The sequence below is a fragment of the Massilia cellulosiltytica genome, from assembly GCF_047325105.1.
Taxonomy (GTDB): Bacteria; Pseudomonadota; Gammaproteobacteria; order Burkholderiales; family Burkholderiaceae_D; genus Telluria; species Telluria orientalis.
On record NZ_CP168562.1, the window covers coordinates 1,635,349 to 1,659,930 of the forward strand.

At 64.9% G+C, this 24,582-nt stretch carries 24 protein-coding genes; 21 read left to right on the top strand and 3 right to left on the bottom strand.

The annotated features are described in order from the left end of the window. The first annotated feature begins 3 nt into the window (after window positions 1-3). The 18 genes from nuoI (at window position 4) to ACEN9H_RS07375 (ending at window position 15,938) form a co-directional block, all read left to right on the top strand. Window positions 4-492, top strand: coding sequence for an NADH-quinone oxidoreductase subunit NuoI (nuoI, locus tag ACEN9H_RS07290; RefSeq protein WP_029757430.1), 489 nt, complete (start codon window positions 4-6; stop codon window positions 490-492). A 26-nt stretch (window positions 493-518) separates the two neighbouring features. Then, complete coding sequence (locus ACEN9H_RS07295) at window positions 519-1,184, top strand: NADH-quinone oxidoreductase subunit J (protein ID WP_413674241.1); 666 nt, start codon at window positions 519-521, stop codon at window positions 1,182-1,184. Then, entirely contained in the window at window positions 1,181-1,489 is a 309-nt protein-coding gene (gene nuoK / locus ACEN9H_RS07300; protein WP_029757428.1) for an NADH-quinone oxidoreductase subunit NuoK, read from the top strand. The genes ACEN9H_RS07295 and nuoK overlap by 4 nt, the downstream gene beginning before the upstream one ends. A 45-nt stretch (window positions 1,490-1,534) precedes the next feature. Next, window positions 1,535-3,652 (top strand): NADH-quinone oxidoreductase subunit L, encoded by a 2,118-nt coding sequence (gene nuoL, locus ACEN9H_RS07305; protein ID WP_413674242.1) that lies wholly within the window; start codon window positions 1,535-1,537, stop codon window positions 3,650-3,652. A gap of 16 nt (window positions 3,653-3,668) precedes the next feature. Then, the gene (locus ACEN9H_RS07310; protein WP_056137056.1) at window positions 3,669-5,192 is read left to right on the top strand and encodes an NADH-quinone oxidoreductase subunit M; all 1,524 of its coding nucleotides are present in this window, start codon (window positions 3,669-3,671) and stop codon (window positions 5,190-5,192) included. Between the two features lie 23 nt (window positions 5,193-5,215). Further along, window positions 5,216-6,742: an NADH-quinone oxidoreductase subunit NuoN gene (nuoN, locus tag ACEN9H_RS07315; RefSeq protein WP_413674243.1), complete on the top strand. Its 1,527-nt coding sequence runs from the start codon at window positions 5,216-5,218 to the stop codon at window positions 6,740-6,742. Between the two features lie 7 nt (window positions 6,743-6,749). Then, on the top strand, window positions 6,750-7,070 hold the full coding sequence (locus tag ACEN9H_RS07320; protein ID WP_413337351.1) for a DUF2818 family protein: 321 nt from the start codon (window positions 6,750-6,752) through the stop codon (window positions 7,068-7,070). A 53-nt stretch (window positions 7,071-7,123) separates the two neighbouring features. Continuing rightward, the gene (locus ACEN9H_RS07325; protein ID WP_413674244.1) at window positions 7,124-7,681 is read left to right on the top strand and encodes an NUDIX domain-containing protein; all 558 of its coding nucleotides are present in this window, start codon (window positions 7,124-7,126) and stop codon (window positions 7,679-7,681) included. A 10-nt stretch (window positions 7,682-7,691) separates the two neighbouring features. Further along, window positions 7,692-8,384 carry a hypothetical protein gene (locus tag ACEN9H_RS07330; RefSeq protein ID WP_413675563.1) on the top strand — a complete coding sequence of 231 codons (693 nt, stop codon included), beginning with the start codon at window positions 7,692-7,694 and terminating at the stop codon, window positions 8,382-8,384. A 10-nt stretch (window positions 8,385-8,394) separates the two neighbouring features. Further along, window positions 8,395-9,099 carry a 2-C-methyl-D-erythritol 4-phosphate cytidylyltransferase gene (ispD, locus tag ACEN9H_RS07335; RefSeq protein ID WP_413674245.1) on the top strand — a complete coding sequence of 235 codons (705 nt, stop codon included), beginning with the start codon at window positions 8,395-8,397 and terminating at the stop codon, window positions 9,097-9,099. Window positions 9,100-9,114: 15 nt separating this feature from the next. Beyond that, entirely contained in the window at window positions 9,115-9,627 is a 513-nt protein-coding gene (gene ispF / locus ACEN9H_RS07340; RefSeq protein ID WP_036230599.1) for a 2-C-methyl-D-erythritol 2,4-cyclodiphosphate synthase, read from the top strand. 92 nt (window positions 9,628-9,719) lie between these two features. After that, the gene (locus ACEN9H_RS07345; RefSeq protein ID WP_413674246.1) at window positions 9,720-10,931 is read left to right on the top strand and encodes an MFS transporter; all 1,212 of its coding nucleotides are present in this window, start codon (window positions 9,720-9,722) and stop codon (window positions 10,929-10,931) included. A 3-nt stretch (window positions 10,932-10,934) separates the two neighbouring features. Beyond that, on the top strand, window positions 10,935-11,243 hold the full coding sequence (locus ACEN9H_RS07350) for a hypothetical protein (protein ID WP_413674247.1): 309 nt from the start codon (window positions 10,935-10,937) through the stop codon (window positions 11,241-11,243). A 69-nt stretch (window positions 11,244-11,312) separates the two neighbouring features. Continuing rightward, a complete protein-coding gene (locus ACEN9H_RS07355; RefSeq protein WP_371768093.1) occupies window positions 11,313-11,867 on the top strand; it encodes an NADPH-dependent FMN reductase in 555 nt (184 codons plus the stop codon). Continuing rightward, entirely contained in the window at window positions 11,857-12,291 is a 435-nt protein-coding gene (locus ACEN9H_RS07360; protein WP_413674248.1) for a VOC family protein, read from the top strand. The genes ACEN9H_RS07355 and ACEN9H_RS07360 overlap by 11 nt, the downstream gene beginning before the upstream one ends. Continuing rightward, a complete protein-coding gene (locus ACEN9H_RS07365) occupies window positions 12,288-13,190 on the top strand; it encodes an ion transporter (RefSeq protein WP_413674249.1) in 903 nt (300 codons plus the stop codon). Before ACEN9H_RS07360 ends, ACEN9H_RS07365 begins: the two co-directional genes overlap by 4 nt. 84 nt (window positions 13,191-13,274) lie before the next feature. Next, entirely contained in the window at window positions 13,275-15,188 is a 1,914-nt protein-coding gene (locus tag ACEN9H_RS07370) for an EAL domain-containing protein (protein WP_413674250.1), read from the top strand. Between the two features lie 186 nt (window positions 15,189-15,374). Next, window positions 15,375-15,938, top strand: a complete 564-nt coding sequence (locus ACEN9H_RS07375; RefSeq protein ID WP_056137077.1) for a phasin family protein — start codon at window positions 15,375-15,377, stop codon at window positions 15,936-15,938. A 20-nt stretch (window positions 15,939-15,958) separates the two neighbouring features. Here the strand turns inward: ACEN9H_RS07375 and ACEN9H_RS07380 are convergent, their stop codons facing one another. Beyond that, on the bottom strand, window positions 15,959-17,182 hold the full coding sequence (locus tag ACEN9H_RS07380; RefSeq protein WP_413674251.1) for an acyltransferase family protein: 1,224 nt from the start codon (window positions 17,180-17,182) through the stop codon (window positions 15,959-15,961). 113 nt (window positions 17,183-17,295) lie between these two features. Beyond that, complete coding sequence (locus ACEN9H_RS07385; protein ID WP_413674252.1) at window positions 17,296-18,828, bottom strand: alpha-L-fucosidase; 1,533 nt, start codon at window positions 18,826-18,828, stop codon at window positions 17,296-17,298. Window positions 18,829-19,028: 200 nt separating this feature from the next. Here ACEN9H_RS07385 and ACEN9H_RS07390 point away from each other — a divergent pair, with 200 nt between their 5' ends. The 3 genes from ACEN9H_RS07390 to ACEN9H_RS07400 all read left to right on the top strand — a co-directional run bounded on the left by ACEN9H_RS07390 (window position 19,029) and on the right by ACEN9H_RS07400 (window position 23,352). Further along, window positions 19,029-19,982: an IS1595 family transposase gene (locus ACEN9H_RS07390; RefSeq protein ID WP_413674253.1), complete on the top strand. Its 954-nt coding sequence runs from the start codon at window positions 19,029-19,031 to the stop codon at window positions 19,980-19,982. 260 nt (window positions 19,983-20,242) lie between these two features. Then, entirely contained in the window at window positions 20,243-22,372 is a 2,130-nt protein-coding gene (locus ACEN9H_RS07395; protein WP_413674254.1) for a hypothetical protein, read from the top strand. 44 nt (window positions 22,373-22,416) lie between these two features. Next, a complete protein-coding gene (locus tag ACEN9H_RS07400) occupies window positions 22,417-23,352 on the top strand; it encodes an SMP-30/gluconolactonase/LRE family protein (protein ID WP_413674255.1) in 936 nt (311 codons plus the stop codon). A 41-nt stretch (window positions 23,353-23,393) separates the two neighbouring features. Here ACEN9H_RS07400 and ACEN9H_RS07405 read toward each other — a convergent pair whose 3' ends face one another. Continuing rightward, window positions 23,394-24,506: a Gfo/Idh/MocA family protein gene (locus ACEN9H_RS07405; RefSeq protein ID WP_413674256.1), complete on the bottom strand. Its 1,113-nt coding sequence runs from the start codon at window positions 24,504-24,506 to the stop codon at window positions 23,394-23,396. Window positions 24,507-24,582: the final 76 nt, after the last annotated feature.

Consider the following 24,582-nt stretch of genomic DNA (forward strand, 5'->3'; position numbering starts at 1 on the left):
AAAATGACACGAGTTAAAGAGATCCTCGGCAGCCTGATGCTGTCCGAGCTGATTAAAGGTCTGGCCCTGACCGGCAAGTACGCGTTCTCGCGCAAGATCACGGTTCAGTATCCGGAAGAAAAGACCCCCATCTCGCCGCGCTTCCGCGGCCTGCATGCGCTGCGCCGCTACCCGAACGGGGAAGAGCGCTGCATCGCGTGCAAGCTGTGCGAAGCCGTGTGCCCGGCGATGGCCATCACGATCGAATCGGCGCAGCGCGAAGACGGCACCCGCCGCACGACGCGCTACGACATCGACCTGACCAAGTGCATCTTCTGCGGTTTCTGCGAAGAGTCGTGCCCGGTCGACTCGATCGTCGAGACCCAGGTGCTGGAATACCACGGCGAAAAACGCGGCGACCTGTACTACACCAAGGAAATGCTGCTGGCCGTGGGCGATCGCTACGAGAACGACATCGCCGCTGCACGCGAAGCCGATGCCAAGTACCGCTAACAAAAAAAGGGCTCCTGCGTAACGTCATGGATTTCACAACTGTTCTGTTCTACGTCTTCTCGGCCGTGATGGTGCTGGCCGGGTTGCGCGTCATTACCGCCAAGAACCCGGTCCACGCCGCGCTGTTCCTGGTGCTCGCGTTCTTCAACGCTGCCGGTATCTGGATGCTGCTCAAGGCCGAGTTCCTGGCCATCGTGCTGGTACTGGTCTACGTCGGCGCCGTCATGGTGCTGTTCCTGTTCGTCGTGATGATGCTCGACATTAATATCGACCGCATGCGCGAAGGCTTCTGGGGCTACCTCCCGGTGGCGTCCGGCGTCGGCGCGCTGATCGTGCTGGAAATGGCCGCCGTGCTGTGGCGCGGCTTCCTGGGCCAGGGCGATGCCCCGACCGAGGCGACTGTGGGCCACATCGGCGGCACGCATGAACTGGGCCGCCTGATCTACACCCAGTACATCTACGGTTTCGAGATCGCCGGCCTGATCCTGCTGGTCGCCATCATCGCCGCCGTGGCGCTGACCCTGCGCAAGCGCAAGGACACCAAAGCCATCGACCCGGGCCTCGCCGTCCGCGTCAAGCGTAACGACCGTCTGAAGATCGTCAAGATGCAGACGGTGAACCAGAAGGCGATCGACGATGCGGCTATCGCTGCCGCCGCCGCTGCCGCCAATGCCAACAAGGAGGCGCAATGACGTTGTCGCTCGCTCACTACCTGATCCTGGGCGCGATCCTGTTCGCGATCTCCGTGATCGGCATTTTCCTGAACCGGAAGAACATCATCATCCTGCTGATGGCCATCGAACTGATGCTGCTGGCGGTGAACCTGAACTTTGTGGCGTTCTCGCATTATCTGGGCGACGCGGCAGGGCAGATCTTCGTGTTCTTCATCCTGACTGTCGCGGCCGCCGAATCGGCGATCGGCCTGGCGATCCTGGTGGTCCTGTTCCGTAACCTGGACACGATCAACGTGGAAGACCTCGACAGCCTGAAGGGCTAAGCGGTTTGTCTGTCAACCTCCTGATAAATACACAAAAGGTTCAACATGGCGGGGCAAATTATTAACCCTAATCTCTTGCTGGCGGTGCCACTGGCGCCGCTCGCGGGCTCGGCGATCGCCGGCCTGCTCGGCACCAAGTTCTTCGGCAACGTCGTCGGCCGGGTCGTGTCGCACTCCGCGACCATCCTGGGCGTCTTCATTGCCATGGTCATCTCGATCATGACGCTGAACCAGGTCATCGACGGCGCCACGTTCAATGGCGACGTCTACACCTGGATGACGATCGGCACCATGAAGATGTCGGTCGGCTTCAAGATCGACGCGCTGTCCGCGATGATGATGTGCGTCGTCACGTCGGTCTCGCTGATGGTCCACATCTACACGATCGGCTACATGGCGGAAGACGACGGCTACAACCGCTTCTTCTCGTACATCTCGCTGTTCACGTTCTCGATGCTGATGCTGGTCATGTCCAACAACTTCCTGCAGCTGTTCTTCGGCTGGGAAGCGGTGGGACTGGTCTCGTACCTGCTGATCGGCTTCTGGTACACGCGTCCGACCGCGATCTTCGCGAACATGAAGGCGTTCCTCGTGAACCGCGTGGGTGACTTCGGCTTCATCCTCGGCATCGGCCTGCTGCTGGCCGCGACCGGCACGATGAACTACGACGAGACGTTCGCCAAGGCGGACGCGCTGTCGGCCATGTTCGTGCCGGGCACGACCTGGCCGCTGCTGACGGCTGCCTGCATCTGCCTGTTCATCGGCGCGATGGGCAAATCGGCGCAGTTCCCGCTGCACGTCTGGCTGCCGGACTCGATGGAAGGCCCGACCCCGATCTCGGCACTGATCCACGCCGCGACGATGGTTACCGCCGGCATCTTCATGGTGACCCGCATGTCGCCGCTGTTCGAGCTGTCGGATACGGCACTGTCGTTCATCGTCGTCATCGGCTCGATCACCGCGCTGTTCATGGGCTTCCTGGGCATCATCCAGAACGACATCAAGCGCGTCGTCGCGTACTCCACGCTGTCGCAGCTGGGCTACATGACGGTCGCACTGGGCGTGTCGGCGTATAACGTCGCCGTGTTCCACCTGATGACCCACGCGTTCTTCAAGGCGCTGCTGTTCCTCGGTGCCGGTTCCGTCATCATCGGCATGCACCACGACCAGGACATGCGCAACATGGGCGGCCTGCGCAAGTACATGCCGATCACGTGGATCACGTCGCTGCTGGGTTCGCTGGCACTGATCGGTACGCCGTTCTTCGCCGGTTTCTACTCGAAGGATTCGATCATCGAAGCCGTCGCCGCCTCGCACCTGTGGGGTTCGGGCTTCGCGTACTTCTCCGTCATCGCCGGCGTGTTCGTGACCGCGTTCTACTCGTTCCGCATGTACTTCCTGGTCTTCCACGGCGAGGAGCGTTTCGGCAAGGCGCATGCTCATGACGATCACCACGCGCACCACGACGACCACGCACACAACGGCGAAGGCAAGGACCCGACCGCGCTGCACGAGGCCACTGCCCATCACGAAGAAGACGAGGACGATCACGGCCACCACGGCCTGGCCCCGGGCCAGAAGCCGCACGAGTCGCCGCTGGTCGTGACCCTGCCGCTGATCCTGCTGGCGATCCCGTCCGTCATCATCGGCTTCTTCACGATCGGTCCGATGCTGTTCGGCGACTTCTTCAAGAACGTCATCTACATCAACGCCGAGCGTCACCCGGCGATGGAAGAACTGGCGCACGAGTTCCACGGCGCCGCCGCGATGGGCGTGCATTCGTTCACGTCGCTCCCGTTCTGGCTCGCACTGGCCGGCGTCGTCGCCGCGTTCTACTGCTACATGATCAATCCGCGCGTGCCGGCCGCTTTCTACAAAGCGCTGCGTCCGATCCACACGCTGTTGGACAACAAGTACTACATGGACAAGTTCAACGAAGTCGTGTTCGCCGGCGGCGCACGCCTGCTGGGCAAGGGCCTGTGGCAGGTCGGCGACCGCGCGCTGATCGACGGCCTCGTCGTCAACGGTTCCGCGAAGGTCGTGGGCTGGTTCTCGACCGTCGTCCGCACGTTCCAGACTGGTTACATCTACCACTATGCGTTCGTGATGATCCTGGGCGTGCTGGGTACGCTGCTGTACTTCTTCCCGTTCTGGCACGCTTAAAAGAGAGAAAAACAAGATGCAGTCTATTTCGACCTTTCCTCCTTACCTGAGCCTGTCCGTCTGGCTGCCGATCCTGTGCGGCGTCATCGTGCTGGCCGTCGGTCGCGACAGCCGCGCGGGCTTCACCCGCCTTCTGGCGCTGGCCGGTGCTATCATCAGCTTCCTGCCGACGATCCCGCTGTTCACGCAATTCAGCAACACGGCCCACGGCCCGCAGTTCGTGGAAAAAGCCGCCTGGATTTCGCGCTTTAACATCCAGTACTACCTCGGCATCGACGGCCTGAGCCTCTGGTTCGTGCCGCTGACGGCGTTCATCACGATCATCGTGGTGATCTCGGCCTGGGAAGTGATCCAGGAACGTGTCGCCCAGTATATGGGGTCGTTCCTGCTGCTGTCGGGCCTGATGATCGGCGTGTTCGTCGCGCTGGACGGCCTGCTGTTCTACTTCTTCTTCGAAGCCACGCTGATCCCGATGTTCATCATCATCGGCGTGTTCGGCGGCCCGAACCGCGTGTATGCGTCGTTTAAGTTCTTCCTGTACACGTTCATGGGCTCGCTGCTGACGCTGATCGCGATCATCTACCTGTACAACAAATCGAACGGCAGCTTCGACATCCTGGCATGGCACAACCTGCCGCTGACGATGAAGGAGCAAGTCCTGATCTTCGTCGCGTTCCTGATGGCCTTCGCCGTCAAGGTGCCGATGTGGCCGGTGCACACCTGGCTGCCGGACGCCCACGTGGAAGCGCCGACCGGCGGTTCCGTCGTGCTGGCTGCGATCATGCTGAAGCTGGGCGGTTACGGCTTCCTGCGATTCTCGCTGCCGATCGCGCCTGACGCCTCGCACTACCTGGCACCGCTGATCATCGTGCTGTCGCTGATCGCCGTGATCTACATCGGCCTGGTCGCGATGGTGCAGGTCGACATGAAGAAACTGGTCGCGTACTCGTCGATCGCCCACATGGGCTTCGTCACGCTCGGCTTCTTCATCTTCAACGAGATCGGCGTGCAGGGCGGTATCGTGCAGATGATCTCGCACGGCTTCGTGTCGGGCGCGATGTTCCTGTGCATCGGCGTGCTGTACGACCGCCTGCATTCGCGCCAGATCGCCGACTACGGTGGCGTCGTCAACGTGATGCCGAAGTTCGCCGCGTTCTCCGTGCTGTTCGCGATGGCCAACTGCGGCCTGCCGGCGACGTCGGGCTTCGTGGGTGAATTCATGGTCATCCTGGGCGCCGTCAAGTTCAACTTCTGGACCGGCCTGCTGGCCGCCACCGCCCTGATCCTGGGCGCGGCGTACTCGCTGTGGATGGTCAAGCGCGTCGTGTTCGGCAAGATCGGCAACAAGCACGTGGCCGAACTGACCGACCTGAACGGCCGCGAGTTCTTCATGCTGGGCGTGCTCGCGATCCTGACCATCTACATGGGCCTGTATCCGGCGCCGTTCACCGACACGATGCAGGTGTCGGTCGCGGACCTGCTGCAGCACGTGTCGGTCAGCAAGCTGCCGCAGGCAGTGGCTGCCGTCGCCGCGCACTGAGTCGATAGGGCACAAATAACGATATGAATCCGATGATTAACACCCAAGCCGTGCTGGCCGCCAACAACCTGGGGCCGGTCTCTGCAGAAATCTTCCTGGTCATCGCGTCCTGCGCCATCCTTCTGATCGATATGTTCCAGAAGGAAGGCAAGCGCACGCTGACCTACGCACTGTCGCTGCTCACCCTGGTGGGCTGCGCCGTGATCACCTACGCCGACTTCAAGGCCGGCACGACGACCTACACGTTCTACAACATGTTCGTGTCGGACCCGATGGCGAACCTGCTCAAGCTGTTCACCTACCTGGCCGTGGGCGTGACCCTCGTGTACTCGCGCCAGTACGCCGGCGAGCGCGGCATGATGTCGGGCAACATGGGCGGCGAGTTCTACGTGCTCGCGCTGTTCACGCTGCTGGGCCAGATGATCATGATCTCTGGTAACAACATGCTGCCGATCTACCTGGGCCTGGAACTGATGTCGCTGTCGCTGTACGCGCTGGTGGCGATGCGCCGCGACCACGCGATCTCGACCGAAGCCTCGATGAAGTACTTCATCCTGGGTTCGCTCGCGTCGGGCTTCATGCTGTACGGTATCTCGATGATCTACGGCGCCACCGGTTCGCTGGACATCACGACGATCGCCAAGCTGGTGTCGAGCAACGCCGCCAACCACACGATCCTCGTGTTCGGCCTCGTGTTCGTCGTGGCCGGCATGGCCTTCAAGCTGGGCGCCGTACCGTTCCACATGTGGGTCCCGGACGTGTACCAGGGCGCGCCGACCGCCGTCACGCTGCTGCTGGGCGCCGCGCCGAAGCTGGCATCGTTCGCGATGATGATCCGCATCCTGGTCGAAGGCCTGCTGCCGCTGGCGATCGACTGGCAGCAGATGCTGCTGGCGCTGGCCGTGCTGTCGCTGCTGGTCGGTAACCTGACCGCGATCGCGCAGACCAACCTGAAGCGCATGCTGGCTTACTCGACCATCGCACAGCTGGGCTTCGTCCTGCTGGGCATGATGGCCGGCGTCGTCGGCACCCGCGATGCCACGAATGCCGCGAACATCGCCAACGCCTACAGCGCGTCGATGTACTACACGATCACCTACGTGCTGACCACGCTGGGCACCTTCGGCATCATCATGATGCTGGCGCGCTCGGGCCACGAAGCGGAAGAAGTGGCCGACTTCAAGGGCCTGGCCAAGCGCAGCCCGTGGTACGCGCTCGTCATGACCGCCCTGATGTTCTCGCTGGCCGGCGTGCCGCCGATGATGGGCTTCATGGCCAAGTGGGCCGTGCTGGACGTCGTCGTCGGTTCGGGCCAGCTGTGGCTCGCGATCATCGCCGTGGCCGCGTCGCTGGTGGGTGCGTTCTACTACCTGCGCGTCGTGAAAGTCATGTGGTTCGACGAGGTGGCCGATGCATCGCCGATCTCGACCCCGCTGGACATGCGCGTCGTGCTGTCGTTGAACGGTATCCTCGTCGTGATCCTGGGCATCCTGCCGGGCCCGCTGCTGGCGGCTTGCCTGTCGGCCATGTCCGCAACCCTGAAGTCCTAAGGCCACGGTGGACGCCTCCCTGGCCAGCTGGTTGGTGATCGCGGTCGCACTCGCGTTCGCCAACCTGCCGTTCCTCAACGAGAGCGTGCTCGGCTTCATTCCCGTGAAGCCGGCACTCAACAAGGCGCACGCGAAATACTTCGTCGTGCGTCTGCTCGAGCTGGTTGTTCTATACTTCGTCGTCGGCGCGCTGGCCCACGCCCTCGAATCCCGCATCGGTACCGCGTTCCCCCAGACCTGGGAGTTCTATGCGATCACCGCCTGCCTGTTCGTCGTGCTGGCCTTCCCGGGTTTCGTTTTACGATATCTGCGCAAGCGCCGCGGCTGAGCACCAGCGTCCATGGCGCCGGTGCAAAGAATAACGATGTACCGGAGCCTTCCATGGACGACCACCTCAAAGAAACAAAAATCGACGGCCAGCTCGCCTACGACGGCAACTTCCTCAAAGTCTCGCGCGACCGCGTGAAACTCCCCGACGGCAAGGTCACGCAACGCGAATTCATCCGCCATCCCGGCGCCGTCGTGATCCTCGCGCTGTTCGACGACGGCCGCGTGCTGCTCGAACGCCAGTTCCGCTATCCGAACGACCAGGTCTTCATCGAATTCCCGGCCGGGAAGATCGATCCGGGCGAGGCATCGCTCGCCTGCGCCAAGCGCGAACTGGAAGAAGAGACTGGCTACACGGCCACCGACTGGCATTTCGTCTGCACGATCCACAACGCGATCGCGTATTCGGACGAGCACCTCGACCTGTTCCTCGCACGCGGCCTGACGGCGGGCGACGCGAAGCTGGACGACGGTGAATTTCTCGAGACCTTCACGGCGACCATCCCCGAGATGCTGGAGATGGTGCAACGGGGCGACATCACGGATGTGAAAACCGTGATCGGCACGTTCTGGCTGGAGAAGATCGCCGCCGGCACCTGGACGCCGGCTTAGTTTGAAGCCTGTGCGCCCGGCCGCGCTCGGCTTGATGCTGCTCGCCTGGAGCGGCTTCGCATCCGCGCGCACGCCGTTCGAGGCGAGTTGCGAAGCCGCGGCCCGGGATGCCGGCGCGACGTTTTCCACGCGCGAGAGCGGCTGGCGCGTCGACAATACGGTGTCCTACCGCGACCTGACGCGCATGAAGCGGCCCGGCGTACGCAACGGCTACGTGCTGGGCCTCACGCGCACGGAGTCGCGCGTCGCGATCCAGGTCGACGGCGCCCTGCTCACGTCGCCGGACGGCGCGGCCGAATGCGTGATGCCGCGCATCGCGGTGACCTTGTACTACCAGCCCATCGTCGTGTACGTCAGCCGCGAATTCGAGCCGGACTCGTGCACGTATGACGAGATACTTGCGCACGAAATGCGCCATCTCAAGTCTTACCTGGACTATCTGCCGAAAGTGGAAGAGCGGGTGCGCGCACGCCTCGGCGGCCGCTTTGCCGGCAAACCGTTGTATGCGCGCGCCGGCGAGTCGCGCACGCTGCTCCAGCGCGAAATCGACCGCAACTGGATGCCGTACATTAAGGCCGAGATGGGACGTGTCGAACGCTTGCAGGCCACGATCGACAGTCCGGCGGAGTACGCACGTCTGAGCAAAGTTTGCCAAGGTGAGGTACAGTCTCTTATTGGATCGACAAGACGTTCCCGATCGTAGATTGAACAACATGACTCAAGCACCACGTTATTTCGCCCTCATTCCCGCCGCCGGCGTCGGCGCCCGGATGGGGGCCACGAGCCCCAAGCAGTACCTGAAAATCGGCGGCAAGCCCATGCTCAGGCACACGCTCGACGCATTCCTGTCCAGCGAGCTCATCGCGCACACATTCGTCGTCGTGAGCCCGGACGACCCGTACATCGACGCCGTCGCGCCCCATCACGGCGTGACGGTCCTGCGCTGCGGCGGGGCGAGCCGCATGGAATCCGTGCGCAACGGCCTGGCCGTGCTCGCCAACACCTTGTCGCCCGCCGACCGGGTGCTCGTGCACGACGCCGCGCGTCCCGGCCTGACTGCCGAACTGATCGAAAAACTGATCACGGGCACGGGCGACCACCCGGCCGGCGGCCTGCTGGCGCTGCCGGTCGTCGACACGGTCAAGCGCTGCATCCACGGCGAAGCGGCCGGCACCGTGCCCCGCAACGGCCTGTGGCTCGCGCAGACCCCGCAGATGTTCCGCTATGAATTGCTGCGCGAAGCGCTGGCGGCGGCTAAAGATCCGGATTCGATTACCGATGATGCCAGTGCGGTTGAAGCCCTCGGATTGAGCCCCAAGTTGGTGGAAGGGCATCCCCGCAATCTCAAAGTGACATTGCCGGACGATATCCGGATCGCCGAGATGTACCTGGCAGTGTCCCAACCTGAATTCGTATAGCGTGTAAAGAACATCATGGCTCTCGCATCGTACAACCCGACCCCGCCGTTCCGCATCGGTACCGGCTATGACTGCCACGCCCTCGTCGAAGGGCGCAAACTGATCGTCGGCGGCGTCACCATCCCGCACCGGCTGGGCCTGCTCGGCCACTCGGACGCGGACGTGCTGCTGCACGCCATCATCGACGCCATGCTGGGCGCCGCCGGCCTCGGCGACATCGGCAAGCACTTCCCGGACACCGACCCGATGTTCGCCGGCGCCGACTCGCGCGTGCTGCTGCGCGAAGCGGCCAACCGCGTGCTGGGCACCGGCTACACCATCGGCAACGTGGACGCGACCATCATCGCGCAGCAGCCGAAGATGGCGCCGCACATCCCGCAGATGGTGTCGCGCATCGCCGAGGACATCGGCGCGTCGCCGCAGCAGGTGAACATCAAGGCCAAGACCAATGAAAAACTCGGCTTCCTCGGCCGCGAGGAAGGCATGGCGGCGCAGGCGACCGTGCTCCTGATCCGCGCGGCGGGCTGATCAGTCGTTCGGTGGGCACGGCGTGCCCACCTTCAACCTCTTTGGCGTTTCCGTTGTAACATCGTCGGTCTGACAATAACAACGGGGACGACATGACCACCACCACGCCACGTGCGGCCTGGACGCTGATCCTGGCCGCCAGCGCCATCCTGATGATCACGATGGCGGCGCGTCTCACGACGGGCCTGTTCCTGTCGCCGCTGAACACGGCGACGGGCCTCGGCATCGCGTCGATCAGCTTCGCCATGGCCGTCGGCCAGTTCATGTGGGGCGCCTCGCAACCCGTCTTCGGCGCCGTCGCCGACAAATACGGTTCCATGCCCGTCATCGTGCTGGGCGCCGTGCTGCTGGCCGGCGGGCTCGCGGCGACGCCTTTCGTCTCCACCCAATGGGGCCTGCTCGTCACGCTGGGCATCCTGTCCGCGAGCGGGGCGGGCGCGGGCAGCTTCTCGATCCTCATCGGCGCCACCGCGCAGCGCCTGCCGGCCGAGCGGCGCGCGTTCGCGTCCGGCTTCATCAACGCGGGCGGCTCGTTCGGCCAGTTCGTGTTCGCGCCGCTCGTCCAGTTCCTCATCGCGACCACCGGGTGGATCACGGCGATGCTGGCGCTGGCCGCGACGAGCCTCTTCACCATCCCGCTCGCGTGGCCGCTGCGCGGCAAGCCGCCGGCGCAGTCCGTCGTCGGCCACGGTGATCTCACCCTAAGCCGCCAGGTGCGCGACGCGATGCGCGACCGCAGCTACCTGTGCCTGCACGCCGGCTTCTTCACGTGCGGCTTCCACATCGCCTTCCTCGTCACCCACCTGCCGGGCGAGGTCGCGCTGTGCGGCCTGCCGGCGGGCGTCTCGGCGACGGCGCTGGGCCTGATCGGCCTGTTCAACATCGCCGGGTCGCTGGCGGCGGGCGCGCTGGCGCAGCGCTACCGCATGAAATGGCTGCTGGCGTTCACCTACGGCAGCCGCGCCGTGATCATCGCGGCATACCTGCTGGCGCCGAAATCCGCCTGGACGTTCTACGTGTTCGCCGCCGCCCTCGGCTTCACGTGGCTCGCGACCGTGCCGCCCACGGCGGGCCTCGTCGGCAAGCTGTTCGGCATGCGTTACCTCGCCACCTTGTTCGGCCTGACGCTGCTGTCGCACCAGATCGGCGGCTTCTTCGGCGCCTGGCTGGGAGGGCTCGCATTCGTCCGCTTCGGCGACTATTCCTGGATGTGGTACGCGGACATCGCGCTGGCGCTCGCCGCCGCCTTCGTCAACCTGCCGATCCGCGAGGCGAAGCCGGCCCCCGCGGCCGTGGCGGCGTAACGCATGGCACGCGATCCCTGGGCCTACCGCGACGTGGCGGTCGAATCGGTACCGGACCCGCGCACGGGCCGGCTGCGCATCAAGCCGATGGCGGGGCAGGCGTACGCGACGTCGATGCGCGTGCAGTGCGCGCGGGCGCTGTCCGACCCCGAGCGCTATCCCGCCGGCACCCGGTTCCTCATCCGCGCCAAGCTGACGGACCGCGCGGGCGGGCCGCCGTTCCTGTACGCGTGGCATGGCGATCCGGTGCGCGTGCTGACGGCGCGCGAGGTGCGTTCCTTTCTCGACGAATACCGGCGCCGGCGCATCTGATCCGCACGGTCCGCCGAAAATCGTTACACTCTGGGCATCATCCGACCCATCAAGACCGAAAGGACCGTCATGGCAACAAGGAAGATTGCAGTGCTCGTCGGCAGCCTGCGCAAGGAATCATTTACGCGCAAGCTGGCCAAGAGCCTGATGCTGGCCGCACCGCCCACGCTCGAACTGGAGATCGTCGAGATCGGCGACATGCCGCTGTACAACCAGGATGACGAGACCGATACGCCGCCCGCCACCTGGACCGAGTTCCGCGGCCGCATCCGCGACGCCGACGGCGTCCTGTTCTGCACGCCGGAATACAACCGCTCGCTGCCCGGCGTCCTCAAGAACGCCATCGACGTCGGCTCGCGCCCGTACGGCCAGGCAGCGTGGACGGGCAAGCCGTGTGCGGTCGTGTCCAACTCGCCGGGTGCGCTGGGCGGCTTCGGCGCCAACCACGCCGTGCGCCAGTGCCTCGTCTTCCTCAACATGCCGTGCATGCAGTCGCCGGAAGCGTACATCGGCGGCGTGGCCAACAAGTTCGACGGCGACACGCTGACGGACGAAGGCCTGAAAACCTTCCTGCAGCAGTTCATGGAGTGTTTTGCGACGTGGGTGGAGCGCCATGCCGACTGATGCCGTAAAAAGCCCCATCGCGATCCGCGAAATCGATCACATCGTGCTGCGCGTGGTGGATCTCGCGCGCATGCAGGCCTTCTACGGCGACGTGCTGGGCTGCCGCGAAGTGCGGCGCCAGGACGAGATCGGCCTCGTGCAGCTGCGCGCCGGCAGTTCGATGGTCGACCTGATCCCGATTTCCGGCAAGCTGGGGGCGGCGGGCGGCGCGGCGCCGGGCACGGAAGGGCGCAACGTCGATCACTTCTGCTTCCGCGTCGAGCCATTCGACGAAGACGCGATCCGCGCCCACCTGGCCGCGCACGGCATCGAGGCGGGGCCGGCCGCGTCGCGCTTCGGCGCCGAAGGAGAAGGCCCGTCGATCTACCTGACTGACCCGGAAGGCAACATGATCGAGCTGAAGGGGCCGCCGACCGCGCCATGAGGCAGGACGATGAAGCACCGACGTACGTGTCGCAGGCGCCCGTCGCCTACGGCAAGCCGCCGCCCGGGTGGCGGCGGCGCATGTACGACGTCATCTTCGAAGCCGACACCCCGGCCGGGCGGCGCTTCGACATCGCGCTCGTGTGCGCCATCCTGCTCAGCATCCTCGTCGTCGTGCTGGACAGCGTGCCGCGGCTGCACCGCGACCATGCCGACCTGCTGAACGCGTTCGAATGGGGCTTCACCGCGCTGTTCACGGTGGAATACGTGGCGCGCCTCGTGTGCGTGCAGCGGCCGTGGCGCTATGCCGGCGGCTTCTACGGCGTGATCGACCTGCTGGCCGTGCTGCCGTCGTATTTTTCGCTACTCATGCCAGGCACCGAACTGCTGCTCGACATCCGCATCCTGCGCCTGCTGCGCGTCTTCCGCATCTTCAAGCTGACCCTGTACATCGAGGAATACACGCGCCTGGGCGAAGCGCTCGCAGCCAGCCGGCGCAAGATCCTCGTGTTCCTGTCCGTCGTGCTGATGGCGATCCTCATCCTCGGCACCGTCATGTACGTCGTCGAGGGACCGAAGAACGGCTACACGAGCATTCCCGTCGCGATGTACTGGGCGACCGTCACCATGACCACCGTCGGGTATGGCGACATCACGCCGCATACCAACCTGGGCAAGGCGATCGCCTCGTTCATGATGCTGATGGGGTGGGGCATCCTTGCCGTGCCGACCGGGATCGTGACGGCCGAGATGACGCTGCGCCGCGGCGACCGCCGCACCGGACCGGCGCGCGCGGCCCTGCATTGTCCTGCGTGCGGCAGCGGCGGCCACGACGCCACCGCCCGGTTCTGCAAGGATTGCGGGACGGCGCTGCCGGTGCACCGCGCTGGCGCAAAATGAGGGTTGCTCTAATGTTAGAATCGGATAGAATCGTCATTACAGCGTAAGTCTCCGCGAATCGATGGACCAGTGGACGGAACCGATATGACGACCTCTGTCGCGCCCCAGGATGTGGGCACCCCGACCGTCCTGATTGTCGACGATACGCCGGCCAACGTGGGCATCCTCGTCGAGTATCTCGAGGGACGCCAGGTCCGGGTGGCGGTCGCGCAAGAAGGCGAGGAGGGCCTGGCCCGCGCGGAATTCGTGCAGCCGGACCTGATCCTGCTCGACGTGATGATGCCCGGCATGGACGGTTTCGAGACGTGCCGGCGCCTCAAGGCGTCTCCCCGTACGCGCGATATCCCCGTGATCTTCATGACGGCGCTGTCCGAGACCCACGACAAGGTGGCCGGCTTCGCGGCGGGCGGCGTCGACTACGTCACCAAACCGTTCCAGATCGACGAAGTGTGGGCGCGCGTCACGACCCATCTGGCACTGCGCAGCGCGCAGAAACGTCTCGCCGAACAGAACGCGCAGTTGCGGCGCGCGGAAGCCGAGCTGCTGGCCGCCAATGATCTCCTCGAGCAGCGCGTGGCCGAGCGCACCGCGGAGCTGGTCCGGACCAACGCCAGGCTGGAACAGAAGATCGCCGATTACAACCAGGCGGAGCGGCGCATCGACTACATGGCGCACCACGATGCGCTGACGGGGCTGCCCAACCGCCTGCTGCTGGAAGACCGGGTCAACCAGGCGGTCGCCCAGGCGCGGCGCCACCAGGACGAGATGGTCGCGCAACTGCACATCGACCTGGACCACTTCAAGACCATCAACGATTCCCTCGGCGAGCGGATCGGCGACCGCCTGCTGCAGGCCGTCGCCTCGCGCCTGCAGCAATGCACGCGCGAGGGCGACAGCCTCGGCTGCCTGGGCGGGAACGCGTTCGGGATCTGCCTCGCGGCCCTGCGGTGCAGCAACGACGCCGCGCTCGTGGCGGGCAAGATCCTCGAGACCCTGAGCCGGCCGTTCCACGTCGAAGACCACGAACTGCACGTCAGCGCCAGTATCGGCCTGGGCCTGTTCCCGTCCGACGGCAGCGACGCGTCCGCGCTGCTGCGCGCGGCCAATGCCGCCATGTACCAGGCGAAGCAGAAGGGGCGCAACACATACCAGTTCTTCACGCCGGCCCTGCACGAAGCGGCGAAGCGGCGGATGGCGGCGACCAGCCAGCTGCGCCAGGCGCTCGCCCACGACGAGTTTTCCGTGTACTACCAGCCGCAGGTCGACATGGAGAGCGGCCGGATCTTCTCGGCGGAAGCGCTGCTGCGCTGGACGCCACCCGGCAAGGCGGCCCGCTCCTGCGCGGAATTCATCGCCATCGCCGAAGAAACCGGCATCATCGTGCCGATCGGCGAATGGGTGCTGCGCCAGGCCTGCGCGCAACTGAGGCGCTGGCGCGACGGCGGCCATCCGGACATGCGGATCGCCGTCAACCTCTCGGCGCGCCAGTTCACCCAGGCCAACCTGACGGAATTCGTGGCCCAGGTGCTGCGCGACACGGGCGTCCCCGCCGACGCGCTCGAACTCGAGCTGACGGAAAGCCTGACGATGCAGCCCAGCGACGACAACCTCGCCGTCATGCGCCGGCTGAGCGCCATGGGCGTCCAGCTGTCCATCGACGACTTCGGCACCGGCTACTCCAGCCTCGCCTACCTGCAGAACTTCCCCATCCACGCGCTCAAGATCGACCGCTCGTTCGTCATCGGGATCAACGAGCAGGCGCACGACGCCGCGATCGTCACGGCGATCATCGCGATGGCGCACAGCCTGCACCTGAACCTGATCGCGGAAGGCGTCGACAGTCCCGAGCACGTCTCCTTCCTGACGGCGCACGGCTGCCTGGCCGCGCAGGGCTATTACTACAGCCAGGCAGTGCCGGCGGACGCGATGACGCGCTTGCTCGACCAGAGAAACCTGACGCCGAACGGGGGCGCCAGGGTGGGGGCGATTGCGCGCTAGTCTGTCTCATGAGTGCAGGAACTTGGACCGCTGCAAAGATCGGACCGACATTCGCTACTTCAGGCCGACAAGCCCGGCACGATTAGCCCAGATCAAAGGTAACCAGCCTCGCGCCCTTAGTCTGTGAGCTTCGCGCCGCGGCGCCTGCTGCGGCCCGTTCAACCCAAAACTTTGCGAGGCAAAACCATGTATCCATTTCCACAAACGATCGCCCCGGCGGTGCGCACCCACATCGATGCCCAGACCGCGTTCCTGAACGACATGTCGAAGTCGCTGTTCAGCTCGTTCCAGCAAATGTGCGACCTGAACATCCAGCTCATGCAGACGATGCTGGAAGAAACGACCCTGGCCAGCAAGCACGTGCTGAGCGCCGACCGCCAGTCCGAGCTGCTGAGCGCCGCCACGGCGCGCACGCAGCCCACGACGGACAAGTTGCGCGCCTACCAGCAGCACATCGCGCGTCTGGCGGCCGACTCCCAGGTCGAGCTGGCCCGCGTGACGGAGCAGCACGTTCAGAACACGACCCGCACCGCGCGCGCCCTGGCGGACGAGGTGGCGCGCGACGCCACCGAGCAGACGGAGCGCGGCCTGCGCGCCCAGCAGGAAACCGTGCGCCAGTTCAGCGATCCGTTCATCCGGCCGGGCAACGGTGCCGCCCAGCCGCACGCATCGGGCAGCACGGGCCAGACGCAGCAAATGCCGCCGAGCCAGCAGCAGGGCAGCAAGGACCAGCGGGCCGCCACGCACTGACCCGGCGCAGTTCCCGGATCTTACACGCCGCGCCCGGCTACCTGGTGCGGCGCGATGATGTCCTGTGCAGCCGGGGCCACGGTGCGGATGCGCGGCCCGAGGCCGAACAGCGGACGCAGCAACGGCACCCGGCTCACGATCTCGAAGCCGGCGAAGCTGAGCACCGTCACGAGCACGACGAGCAGCACGGCTTCCAGGCCCGGCGCAAGGTGCAGCGGTTTCGATGCATGGGCCAGGACGACGATCAGGCTCTGGTGCAGGATATAGACGGGGAACACAGCCTCGGTCAGGTAACGCCGGGCGGGGCCGTCGCGGTCCAGGTGGCGCTGGGCAAAGCCGCAGGCGGCCAGGATCGCGCTCCACGCCAGCAGCGCGTAATCGGCGCGCATCGGCTGCGCGAGCACTTCCCAGCGCGTGCCGTCGATGCCGCCGGCGTTGTCCAGCGCGATCCACAGCATCAGGAGGGCCCAGCCCGCGAGGGCCAGCGCGAGACACGTCCAGCGCAGCGCCGCGACACGGGGCCAGAAGTCGGGAACGCGCGCCATCAGGGCGCCGAGCAGGAAGACCGGCAGATACGTCGCATGGTTGTACCAGTCGTCCACGAGCGCGTGGGTGACCGGAAAACGGTTCAGCATCAGGATGCGCGCCAGCGCCAGCACGGCCGCCGGCAGGACGATGATCCTCCAGCCCTCGAGCACGCGGCCGAGCACGGCGGCGAGACGGTCGAAGCGCGGACCCAGGGCCAGCACGACGAGCGCGAGGACGGCCGTATAGGCCCACAGGTAGGCGACAAACCACAGGTGGTTCCAGGTCGGCAGGATCAGGCAGCCGTCCTGGCAGAAGCCGTGGTAGCCGCGCACGTACAGCCGCATGAAGTCGGCGTAGCTGCCCGCATAGCCGAGCTTCTCGACGACTTCGAGATACGACTGCGGCGGCACGATGACGAGCATGCCGAACAGCAGGGGGATCAACAGGCGCCAGCTGCGCTTGCGCAGGAAGGCGAGGGGCCGCAGCTTCGCCAGCATGATGCTGGAAGCGACGCCGGACACGAGGAACAGCAGCGGCAGCCGCCACGGCGACGACAGCATCATGAAAGGTTCGAGGGCGGTGCTGGCGTGCGGGCTCTTCACGTGCCAGCCCCACGTCACGTAATACATGCCCACGTGATACAGGATCAGCAGGAAGAAGGCGATGATGCGTACCCAGTCGAGGAAGTGATGGCGCGAAAGATGTCGGGTGTTCATGGCGGATCGTCGTCGGTTGGTCGATGAAGGAAACGACGTCAGACTAGATCCGCGCAGGTTCCCGCGCGAGCGGAATGTGGCGAGGCGGGGGCGGGACGGGGCGAGCCGGCCGGTCAGGGCGCGGACAGCTCGATCTTCAGTGCGGTCGCGTGGGCCGTCGGCAGGTGCGCCGGCAGCGTCACGACGAGGGCATCGTCGCGCTGCGTCCACATCAGCTTCGCGTTGCTGCCCAACAGGCGCACCGACCGGATCGATCCGCCTGCTTGGGCCGCACCCTTGCCGAGTGCGTGAATCACGACCTCCTTCACCGGCACGCCGAGGGTGATGGCGTACACCGCATTGCCTTTGGCGGTGAAGCGGATGTCCTGCGCAGTGTACGCTGCGTTTTCCTTCATGGCGCCGGCCACCGTTTCCGTCGGCCCTTCGCCATAGACCTTCCAGGGCCGGGTGCCGTAGATGGCCTCGCCGTTGGGCTGGATCCATGCCGCCATCTCGTCCAGGAAGCGGCGCGACTCGGGTGGCAGGCTCCCGTCCGGATACTGCACCACGTTGATCAGCAGGTTGCCGTTCTTGCTGACGATATCGGCCAGCATATGGATGACCTCGGTCGTCGATTTATAGTGGTAGCCGTCGCTGTAGAACCAGTCGCCTATCGACGTGTCCGTTTGCCACGGCTGCGGCTGAATGCCGCTCAACACGCCCCGTTCCACGTCCAGGACGCCCATGGCGGAACTGTCGCCAGATCCTTGGGCTTTGTGATTGTACACGGCGGTCAGGCGGCCGCCGTGCAGCGTCATGTTGCCGTTATAGTAGTTGGCCAGCAAGGTGCGGCCCACCTTCCCGAACGGCAGGCCGCCATCGGAATACAGCAGATCGGGATGGTAGGTGTCGATCAGGTCGCTGATGCGCTTGAACCATTCCTCATGCCACGCAGGACTCGTCGCGTACCAGTTGTCCAGATTGCTGTGCAGGCCTTCGTCGTGGGCCGGGTGATAGAGTTCCTGGTAGGCGGGATCGGCACCGTCGTAAGGCACCCCGGCCAGGGGACCGGTCTTGTCGTGCCCGTGGCTGGTCGCGAGCCATGCGTAGCTCGCCCCGAGATGTTCGGACACGCCGAACGGCAGGCCAGCTTTCCGCGCGGCCTGCTGCCAGGCGCCGACGATGTCCCGATGCGGACCCATCCTGACCGCATTCCAGCTGTGGTAGCGCGAATTCCACAAGTCGAAATTATCGTGATGGACGCCCATGCTGACGAAGTATTTCGCGCCAGCCTTCACGTACAGCGCCATCAGCGCATCCGGATCGAAGCGCTCGGCCTTCCACAGCGGAATGATGTCCTTGTAGCCTGATTTGGATGGATGACCGTAGTGCTTCAGGTGGTGCGCGTATTGGGGATGGCCTTCGATATACATATTGCGCGCATACCAGTCACCCGCACGCGGCACGGCCTGCGGTCCCCAATGCGACCAGATGCCGAATTTGGCATTGCGGAACCAGTCCGGTGCGCGGTATTGCCTGAACGAGGCGGCATCGCTGGTGAATGGGCCGGGCCGCAGCGGCGGTTCGTATGCCTCGCCGGCGAATGCCGGTAAGCAGCATGCCAGCACGCCAGTGCAGACCAAGGCTCGTAAGGGGGGCAGCGCCATCGTCGCGTCTCCATCATCCGTATTAAAACTCGCGATCATAGCGAAGCGGACGTGCGTGACGAGGCGACTTGCGTGATCCTCTTCGGGGATTGATGGATTTCGCAAGCGGCCGAAAAAAGGCTGTGTTCGCGCTAGTTATGTGAACTGTCATTCGTTGCGGAGGTCATACGCATCGTCGAGTTAACTCATGAGGAGTGACGATGCGCGGCCTGACGTTCGACGAATTGTTCGCCATGCTGTTGGCGGTGCAGTTGTCGCCAGACGACCTGTCTCGGCTACGGGAATGGATCGCCGGCATCGCGGATCCGGCCGAGTGCATTGCCCTGATCGAGCAGGCGGCGGCGGGCCGGCCGTGTCCGCACTGCCGCTGCGCCCGCAAGCACCGCTGCGGCCATGCGAGCGGATTGCAGCGCTTCCGCTGTCTCGGCTGCGGGCACAGCCACAACGCATTGACCGGTACGCCGCTGGCGCGGCTGCGCAAGAAGGAGCTCTGGCTGCCGTACCTGCAATGCGTGCTCGAATCGCGCACGGTGCGCGATGCCGCGCAAGTCGTCGGCGTGCATCGCACGACCAGCTTCCGGTGGCGCCACCGGTTCGTGCCCGGCGCCATGCGCGATCGGCCGGCGACATTGTCGGCCATCGTCGAGGCCGACGAGACGTATCGGCTCGAATCGCAGAAGGGCGCGCGCAACCTGACGCGGCCACCCCGAAAACGGGGCGGCGTGGCCAAGCGGCGGGGTATCAGTCGAGAACACGATTGCCTGCTCATCGCGCGCGACCGCAGCGGCCGCACGCTCGATTTTCATACGGGGCGCGGCCAGGTGACGGTGGGGCAATTGCATGAGTGCTTCAAACCCGTGCTGCAAGACGACGCCCTCTTGATCACCGACGGCGCCATCGTCTATCAGCATTTCGCGGAGCAGGCTGGCATCACGCATGAAGCGGTGAACGTGAAAGCCGGCGACCGGGCGCGTGGCGCGATCCACATTCAAAACGTGAACAGCTGGCACAGCCGGTTCAAAAGCTGGCTGGTGCGGTTTCGCGGCGTGGCGAGCCGCTACCTGATCCATTACTCGGGTTGGCAGCGCGTGCTGGACGATCGTCGGCTCACGAAGCCGGCTCATCTGCTGTCTGCCGCGGTCCAGCTCGGCTAGGCGAGCGGGTTACCGAACTACCGCGAACACAGCCAAAAAAAAAACCCGCTTGCGGCGGGCTTGAATCTATTTTCTTGGAGGAAGATAGAGGAGACGGTTCGGAGTATGCGGGGGCACAAGAAATAAATCCAATTTGATTTTTAGATATCTATCATACAAATTTCGAATAATATGGCTGAGATAATTGGTGATGTTTGAGCGCGTACGTACGATCTAGAATGGAATGCTGTATTGCAAGCATTCAATTCCTGTTCCCGCTCATGAAAACTACTCTTCTCGGCCGCGCCCTGTCCATCCTGTTCCTGTCGATGCCACTGGCGCAAGCCGGCAACATCAACGATCTCGTCGACCACAACTGGATCGAAATCGACAGCCCGAATTTTCGGGTAGTCACCGACCAGCCGGAAGACGTTGCGCGCCACATGATCGTCGACCTGGAAAACCTGCGATACATCTCGAACCGCGTGCGCGGTGCGCAATCACTGGCCGGGCCGCCGCTGACGATCGTCGCGATGGGCCGGAGCAGCTTCGCGACGCTGGGGCTGCCCCAGAACATGGCCGGGGTGTTCCAGTTGTCGCGCCTTGGTTACGCGGCCGTCGCAAGGATCGAGGATTACGTCACGTCGGCGGCGGCAAGCGACGTGTCGCGCGCGATCATCCTGCATGAATACCACCATTTCCTCCTCCACTATTCGCCCGAGACGACGGCGTATCCGCGCTGGTACGACGAAGGGATGTCGGAGTACTGGTCGTCGCTGGTCATCCAGGACGGCATGGCATGGTTCGGCCATCCGGTGGAAGGCAGCCATCGCGAGGACTGGCTGGTCGACCGGGCGGGCCGGGTCAACCTCGATACCAAATGGCTGTTCAACACGAACAAACTCTCTTACGACAACAGCACGCGGGCCGGCAAGATCGACATGGCCCGCTTTTATGCCTGCGCGAAGTACGCGATCCACTACTTCAATTCGAGCCCCGAATTGCGCAGGCAACTCGCGCACTACCTGCGCCTGCATAATATGGGGCTGTCCGAAGACCAGGCCGTGCGCATCGCTTTCAAGAAGTCGTACGAGGAACTCGATGTCGACATGCGGCGCTACGTGGAGCGCCGCTTGATGGCCCGCGGATTCTCGACGGGCAAGGATGGGCTCGACCTGCCGCAAGTCCAGGTGAAGGTCACGAAGCTCGACCGTCCTGCGACCTACGCCGTCCTGGCCGACGTGGTGCCCCGCTTCGCGAAGCACGACGCCAACATGATGCGGGAACTGGTCGAGACGAATCTCAAGCTCCACCCGGACGATCCGAAGGCGACCATCCTTGCCGTCAATCGCCACGTCGTCGACGACGGCATGGCGCGCCTGGATGCGTTGCTGAAGCGCTACCCGAACGATGCAAACCTGCTCGCCGCGCGCGCCGAAGGCCTGGACATGGCGGCGGCCGCGATGCACGACACCGGCGTGCCCGGCTGGGAAGCGCCGCTGAAGGAGGCGCGCGACCTGGCCCGGCGCGCCATCACGGCGGATCCGTCCAACCCGCTGGCCTACTTTACCCTGGGCAATGTGTACAAGCTTGCGCCCGACATCGGACCGGTACAGGAAGGAATCGCCGGCCTGGACACCCTCGTCATCTACGAACCGGCGCCAGGCAGTTTGCGCGCACTGGCGCACCTCTACCTGCGCAACAAGCAGTTGCCGGAAGCGGTCAAGAGCATCCGCAGCGCCGTCGCGTTCGATGCGGCGGGCAAGAATCCGCTCGACGCGTTGTTGATGGAAAACCTGGAACTCGTCGCCGACATGGCCTCCAGTGCGACGCCGGACGGCAAAGGATTGCGCTACCCGAGCGGCGCCGTCTACGAAGGCCCCGTGACCAGCGGCAAACCGGACGGGAAGGGCAAGTGGCTGCGTCCGGAAGGCAGTTATTACGAAGGCGACTTCGTGCAGGGCCAGCCGTCGGGCCACGGCAAGCTGGTGAGCGAGCGGGGCGTCGCGTACGAGGGCGCGTTCGCGGCGGGCATGGCCCGTGGCACCGGGCGCATCAGTTTCCCGGCCGGCGGCAAGATGGTCTCGTACGAGGGCGGCGTCGAGGATGCCGTGCCATCCGGCCCCGGCGTCCTCGTGACGAAGGAAGGGCGGCTGGAAGCCACGTTCGTGCAGGGGGAGGCGCACGGCGACGGCGTGTTCGTACCCGCCCACGCCGCCCCCATGCGCGGCACATGGCACTACGGGGCGTACCAGTGGCCGGTGGCCGACAAGCTCATCTTCGTCGGCGGCATCGATGGCGAAGGGCGGCGCCAGGGCCTGGGCTGGTGCCGGGCGGACGCCTCGCCGCGGATCGACCTGTGCCGCTACAAGGAGGATCGCAAGATTGCGTTGGACACGGAAAACGATTGACGCGCTACAATCAATTTCTCCGACCATCGAACGAAAGGCTTTCCATGCAAGCGCGTACCGTCCTCGCCCTCCCTGGCCTCCTGCTGGCCCTGTCGTATGCGGCAAGCAGCCACGCCGCGTCCGCCTGCGGCACGGCACCGTCCGGCGAACTGCGCGCGGAGCGCGTCGCGAGCGTCAAGCCGTCGCGCACCGAGGCCGGCCTGTACGAAGGCCCCGTGTGGATCAAGGACGCGCTGTATTTTTCCGATTTCAGCCTCGGGCCCGGCTTCCCGTCGCGCATCCGCAAGCTGGCGGCGGACGGCACGGTGACGACGGTGGTGGAGGACAGCGGCAGCAACGGCCTGGCCGTCGATGCGCACGGCGACCTCGTCGCGGCCACGCACAAGTACAAGGCGCTGTCCCGCTATGCCATCGCGGACGGCAAGCGCACGACGCTGGCCGGGGAATATAACGGCCAGGTGTTCGACTCGCCGAACGACATCGCCATCGCGAAAGATGGCACGATCTATTTCACGGACCCGGATTTCCAGAAGGCGGCGGCGCCCGGCGGGCAGCCCGTCACGGGCGTCTATCGCGTGGGCACGGACGGCAAGATTACGCTCGTGGACGGCAGCCGGCCGAATCCGAACGGCGTCGCGCTGTCACCGGCCGGCGACGTGCTGTACGTGAACGCGGGCGACGGCTTCCTGCGTGCCCACCCGATCGTGAACGGCGTGCCGGGGCAGGGGAAAGACCTCGTCAAAGGGCTCGACATCCCGGACGGCATGGCCGTCGATTGCCACGGCAATATCTACGTGACCGAGCACCCGGCCAGGCGGGTGCGCGTGTTCTCGCCGCAGGGGAAAGAGCTGGCGACGATCCGCACTGACGCCAACGTGACGAATGCCGCGTTCGGCGGCGCCGACGGCAAGACCCTGTTCCTGACGGGTGCCGGCGCCGTGTGGCAGATCCGGCTGGACGTCACCGGATCGCCGTACTGACAGACGCGGTGCGCGTGCGGTCGCACGCGCACGTGATGGCGTCAGGCCTTCAGCACGATGCGCTTCTGCTCGCGCGCCGACTGGTAGATCGCCTCGATGATGCGCAGGTCGCGCAGGCCTTCCTGGCCGCCGACGATCGGCTCGCGGTCCTGCAGCACGCATTGCGCCATGTGGTCCAGCTGGCCGGCCCATTGCGTGGCGCCGGGACCCGGCGGCGGCGTGACTTCCTTGTCGCGGCCATTGCCGCCGACCCACATCCGGTTGCCGTGGTAGCCGGTCGCCGGTTCCATCTCGACGCGGCCTTTATCTCCCACCAGCAGGATGTGGTTCTGGTTGGCGCTGTACATCGACTGGCATGAGCCGATCACGCCGGACGGGAACTCCAGCTGGAAGCCGATCATGTCTTCGACCTCGCGGAAGCGCGGGTCCTTGCGGTCCGTCGTTTCCTGGGCATAGACGGCGGTCGGTTCCTCGCCCGTCATGTAGCGCGCCGCGTTGAGGGCGTAGATGCCGATGTCCATCATCGAGCCGCCGCCCGCCAGCGCCTTTTTCAGGCGCCAGGCGTTCGGGTCGCGGAAGTTGAAGCCGTGCTCGGAGCGGAAGTAGCGCAGCTTGCCGATCTCGCCCGCGCGCGCGATGCGGCGCGCTTCCAGGTTGTACGGCTCGAAGTGGCAGCGGTAGCCGATCATCAGCTTCTTGCCGGCCTGGCGGCACGCCGCGATCATCGACTCGCATTCGGCCGACGACACGGCCATCGGCTTTTCGCACAGCACATGCTTGCCGGCCTTGGCCGCGCGGATCGTGTACTCGGCATGCATCGAGACGGGCAGGCAGACGTAGACGATGTCGATGTCCGGGTTATTGCGGATCTCGTCGTAGTTCTGGTAGTTGTAGAGGTTCTTTTCCGGAACGCCGTATTCCTGCGCCACGCGCTTCGCCTTGGCGGCATCGCCGCTGACCAGCGCGACGAGCTTGCTGTTCTTGCAGTTCTTGAATTGCGGGATGATGATGCCCAGGCCATAGGAACCCAGCCCGACGATCGCATAGCCGAGCTTGCGATCGGGCGGGGCCGCCCATGCCATGTCACCCACCGCACCCGCCGCCAGCGCGCCGCCGGCGGCAAGGACCAGACCTCGCCGATTCCTGTCGATCATCACGTCTCCTTTGTTATCGATGTTAGCGCTCACAGTCGCGTTCTCATTTTAATACGAATGCACGGGCTCGCCCACA

What these genes read in the sequence shown, in the direction of transcription:
- nuoI (WP_029757430.1), top strand. Translation starts at nt 4, where the DNA reads ATGACACGAGTTAAAGAGATCCTCGGCAGCCTGATGCTGTCCGAGCTG.
- ACEN9H_RS07295 (WP_413674241.1), top strand. Translation starts at nt 519, where the DNA reads ATGGATTTCACAACTGTTCTGTTCTACGTCTTCTCGGCCGTGATGGTG.
- nuoK (WP_029757428.1), top strand. Translation starts at nt 1,181, where the DNA reads ATGACGTTGTCGCTCGCTCACTACCTGATCCTGGGCGCGATCCTGTTC.
- nuoL (WP_413674242.1), top strand. Translation starts at nt 1,535, where the DNA reads ATGGCGGGGCAAATTATTAACCCTAATCTCTTGCTGGCGGTGCCACTG.
- ACEN9H_RS07310 (WP_056137056.1), top strand. Translation starts at nt 3,669, where the DNA reads ATGCAGTCTATTTCGACCTTTCCTCCTTACCTGAGCCTGTCCGTCTGG.
- nuoN (WP_413674243.1), top strand. Translation starts at nt 5,216, where the DNA reads ATGAATCCGATGATTAACACCCAAGCCGTGCTGGCCGCCAACAACCTG.
- ACEN9H_RS07325 (WP_413674244.1), top strand. Translation starts at nt 7,124, where the DNA reads ATGGACGACCACCTCAAAGAAACAAAAATCGACGGCCAGCTCGCCTAC.
- ispD (WP_413674245.1), top strand. Translation starts at nt 8,395, where the DNA reads ATGACTCAAGCACCACGTTATTTCGCCCTCATTCCCGCCGCCGGCGTC.
- ispF (WP_036230599.1), top strand. Translation starts at nt 9,115, where the DNA reads ATGGCTCTCGCATCGTACAACCCGACCCCGCCGTTCCGCATCGGTACC.
- ACEN9H_RS07345 (WP_413674246.1), top strand. Translation starts at nt 9,720, where the DNA reads ATGACCACCACCACGCCACGTGCGGCCTGGACGCTGATCCTGGCCGCC.
- ACEN9H_RS07350 (WP_413674247.1), top strand. Translation starts at nt 10,935, where the DNA reads ATGGCACGCGATCCCTGGGCCTACCGCGACGTGGCGGTCGAATCGGTA.
- ACEN9H_RS07355 (WP_371768093.1), top strand. Translation starts at nt 11,313, where the DNA reads ATGGCAACAAGGAAGATTGCAGTGCTCGTCGGCAGCCTGCGCAAGGAA.
- ACEN9H_RS07360 (WP_413674248.1), top strand. Translation starts at nt 11,857, where the DNA reads ATGCCGACTGATGCCGTAAAAAGCCCCATCGCGATCCGCGAAATCGAT.
- ACEN9H_RS07365 (WP_413674249.1), top strand. Translation starts at nt 12,288, where the DNA reads ATGAGGCAGGACGATGAAGCACCGACGTACGTGTCGCAGGCGCCCGTC.
- ACEN9H_RS07370 (WP_413674250.1), top strand. Translation starts at nt 13,275, where the DNA reads ATGACGACCTCTGTCGCGCCCCAGGATGTGGGCACCCCGACCGTCCTG.
- ACEN9H_RS07375 (WP_056137077.1), top strand. Translation starts at nt 15,375, where the DNA reads ATGTATCCATTTCCACAAACGATCGCCCCGGCGGTGCGCACCCACATC.
- ACEN9H_RS07380 (WP_413674251.1), bottom strand. Translation starts at nt 17,182, where the DNA reads ATGAACACCCGACATCTTTCGCGCCATCACTTCCTCGACTGGGTACGC.
- ACEN9H_RS07385 (WP_413674252.1), bottom strand. Translation starts at nt 18,828, where the DNA reads ATGGCGCTGCCCCCCTTACGAGCCTTGGTCTGCACTGGCGTGCTGGCA.
- ACEN9H_RS07390 (WP_413674253.1), top strand. Translation starts at nt 19,029, where the DNA reads ATGCGCGGCCTGACGTTCGACGAATTGTTCGCCATGCTGTTGGCGGTG.
- ACEN9H_RS07395 (WP_413674254.1), top strand. Translation starts at nt 20,243, where the DNA reads ATGAAAACTACTCTTCTCGGCCGCGCCCTGTCCATCCTGTTCCTGTCG.
- ACEN9H_RS07400 (WP_413674255.1), top strand. Translation starts at nt 22,417, where the DNA reads ATGCAAGCGCGTACCGTCCTCGCCCTCCCTGGCCTCCTGCTGGCCCTG.
- ACEN9H_RS07405 (WP_413674256.1), bottom strand. Translation starts at nt 24,506, where the DNA reads ATGATCGACAGGAATCGGCGAGGTCTGGTCCTTGCCGCCGGCGGCGCG.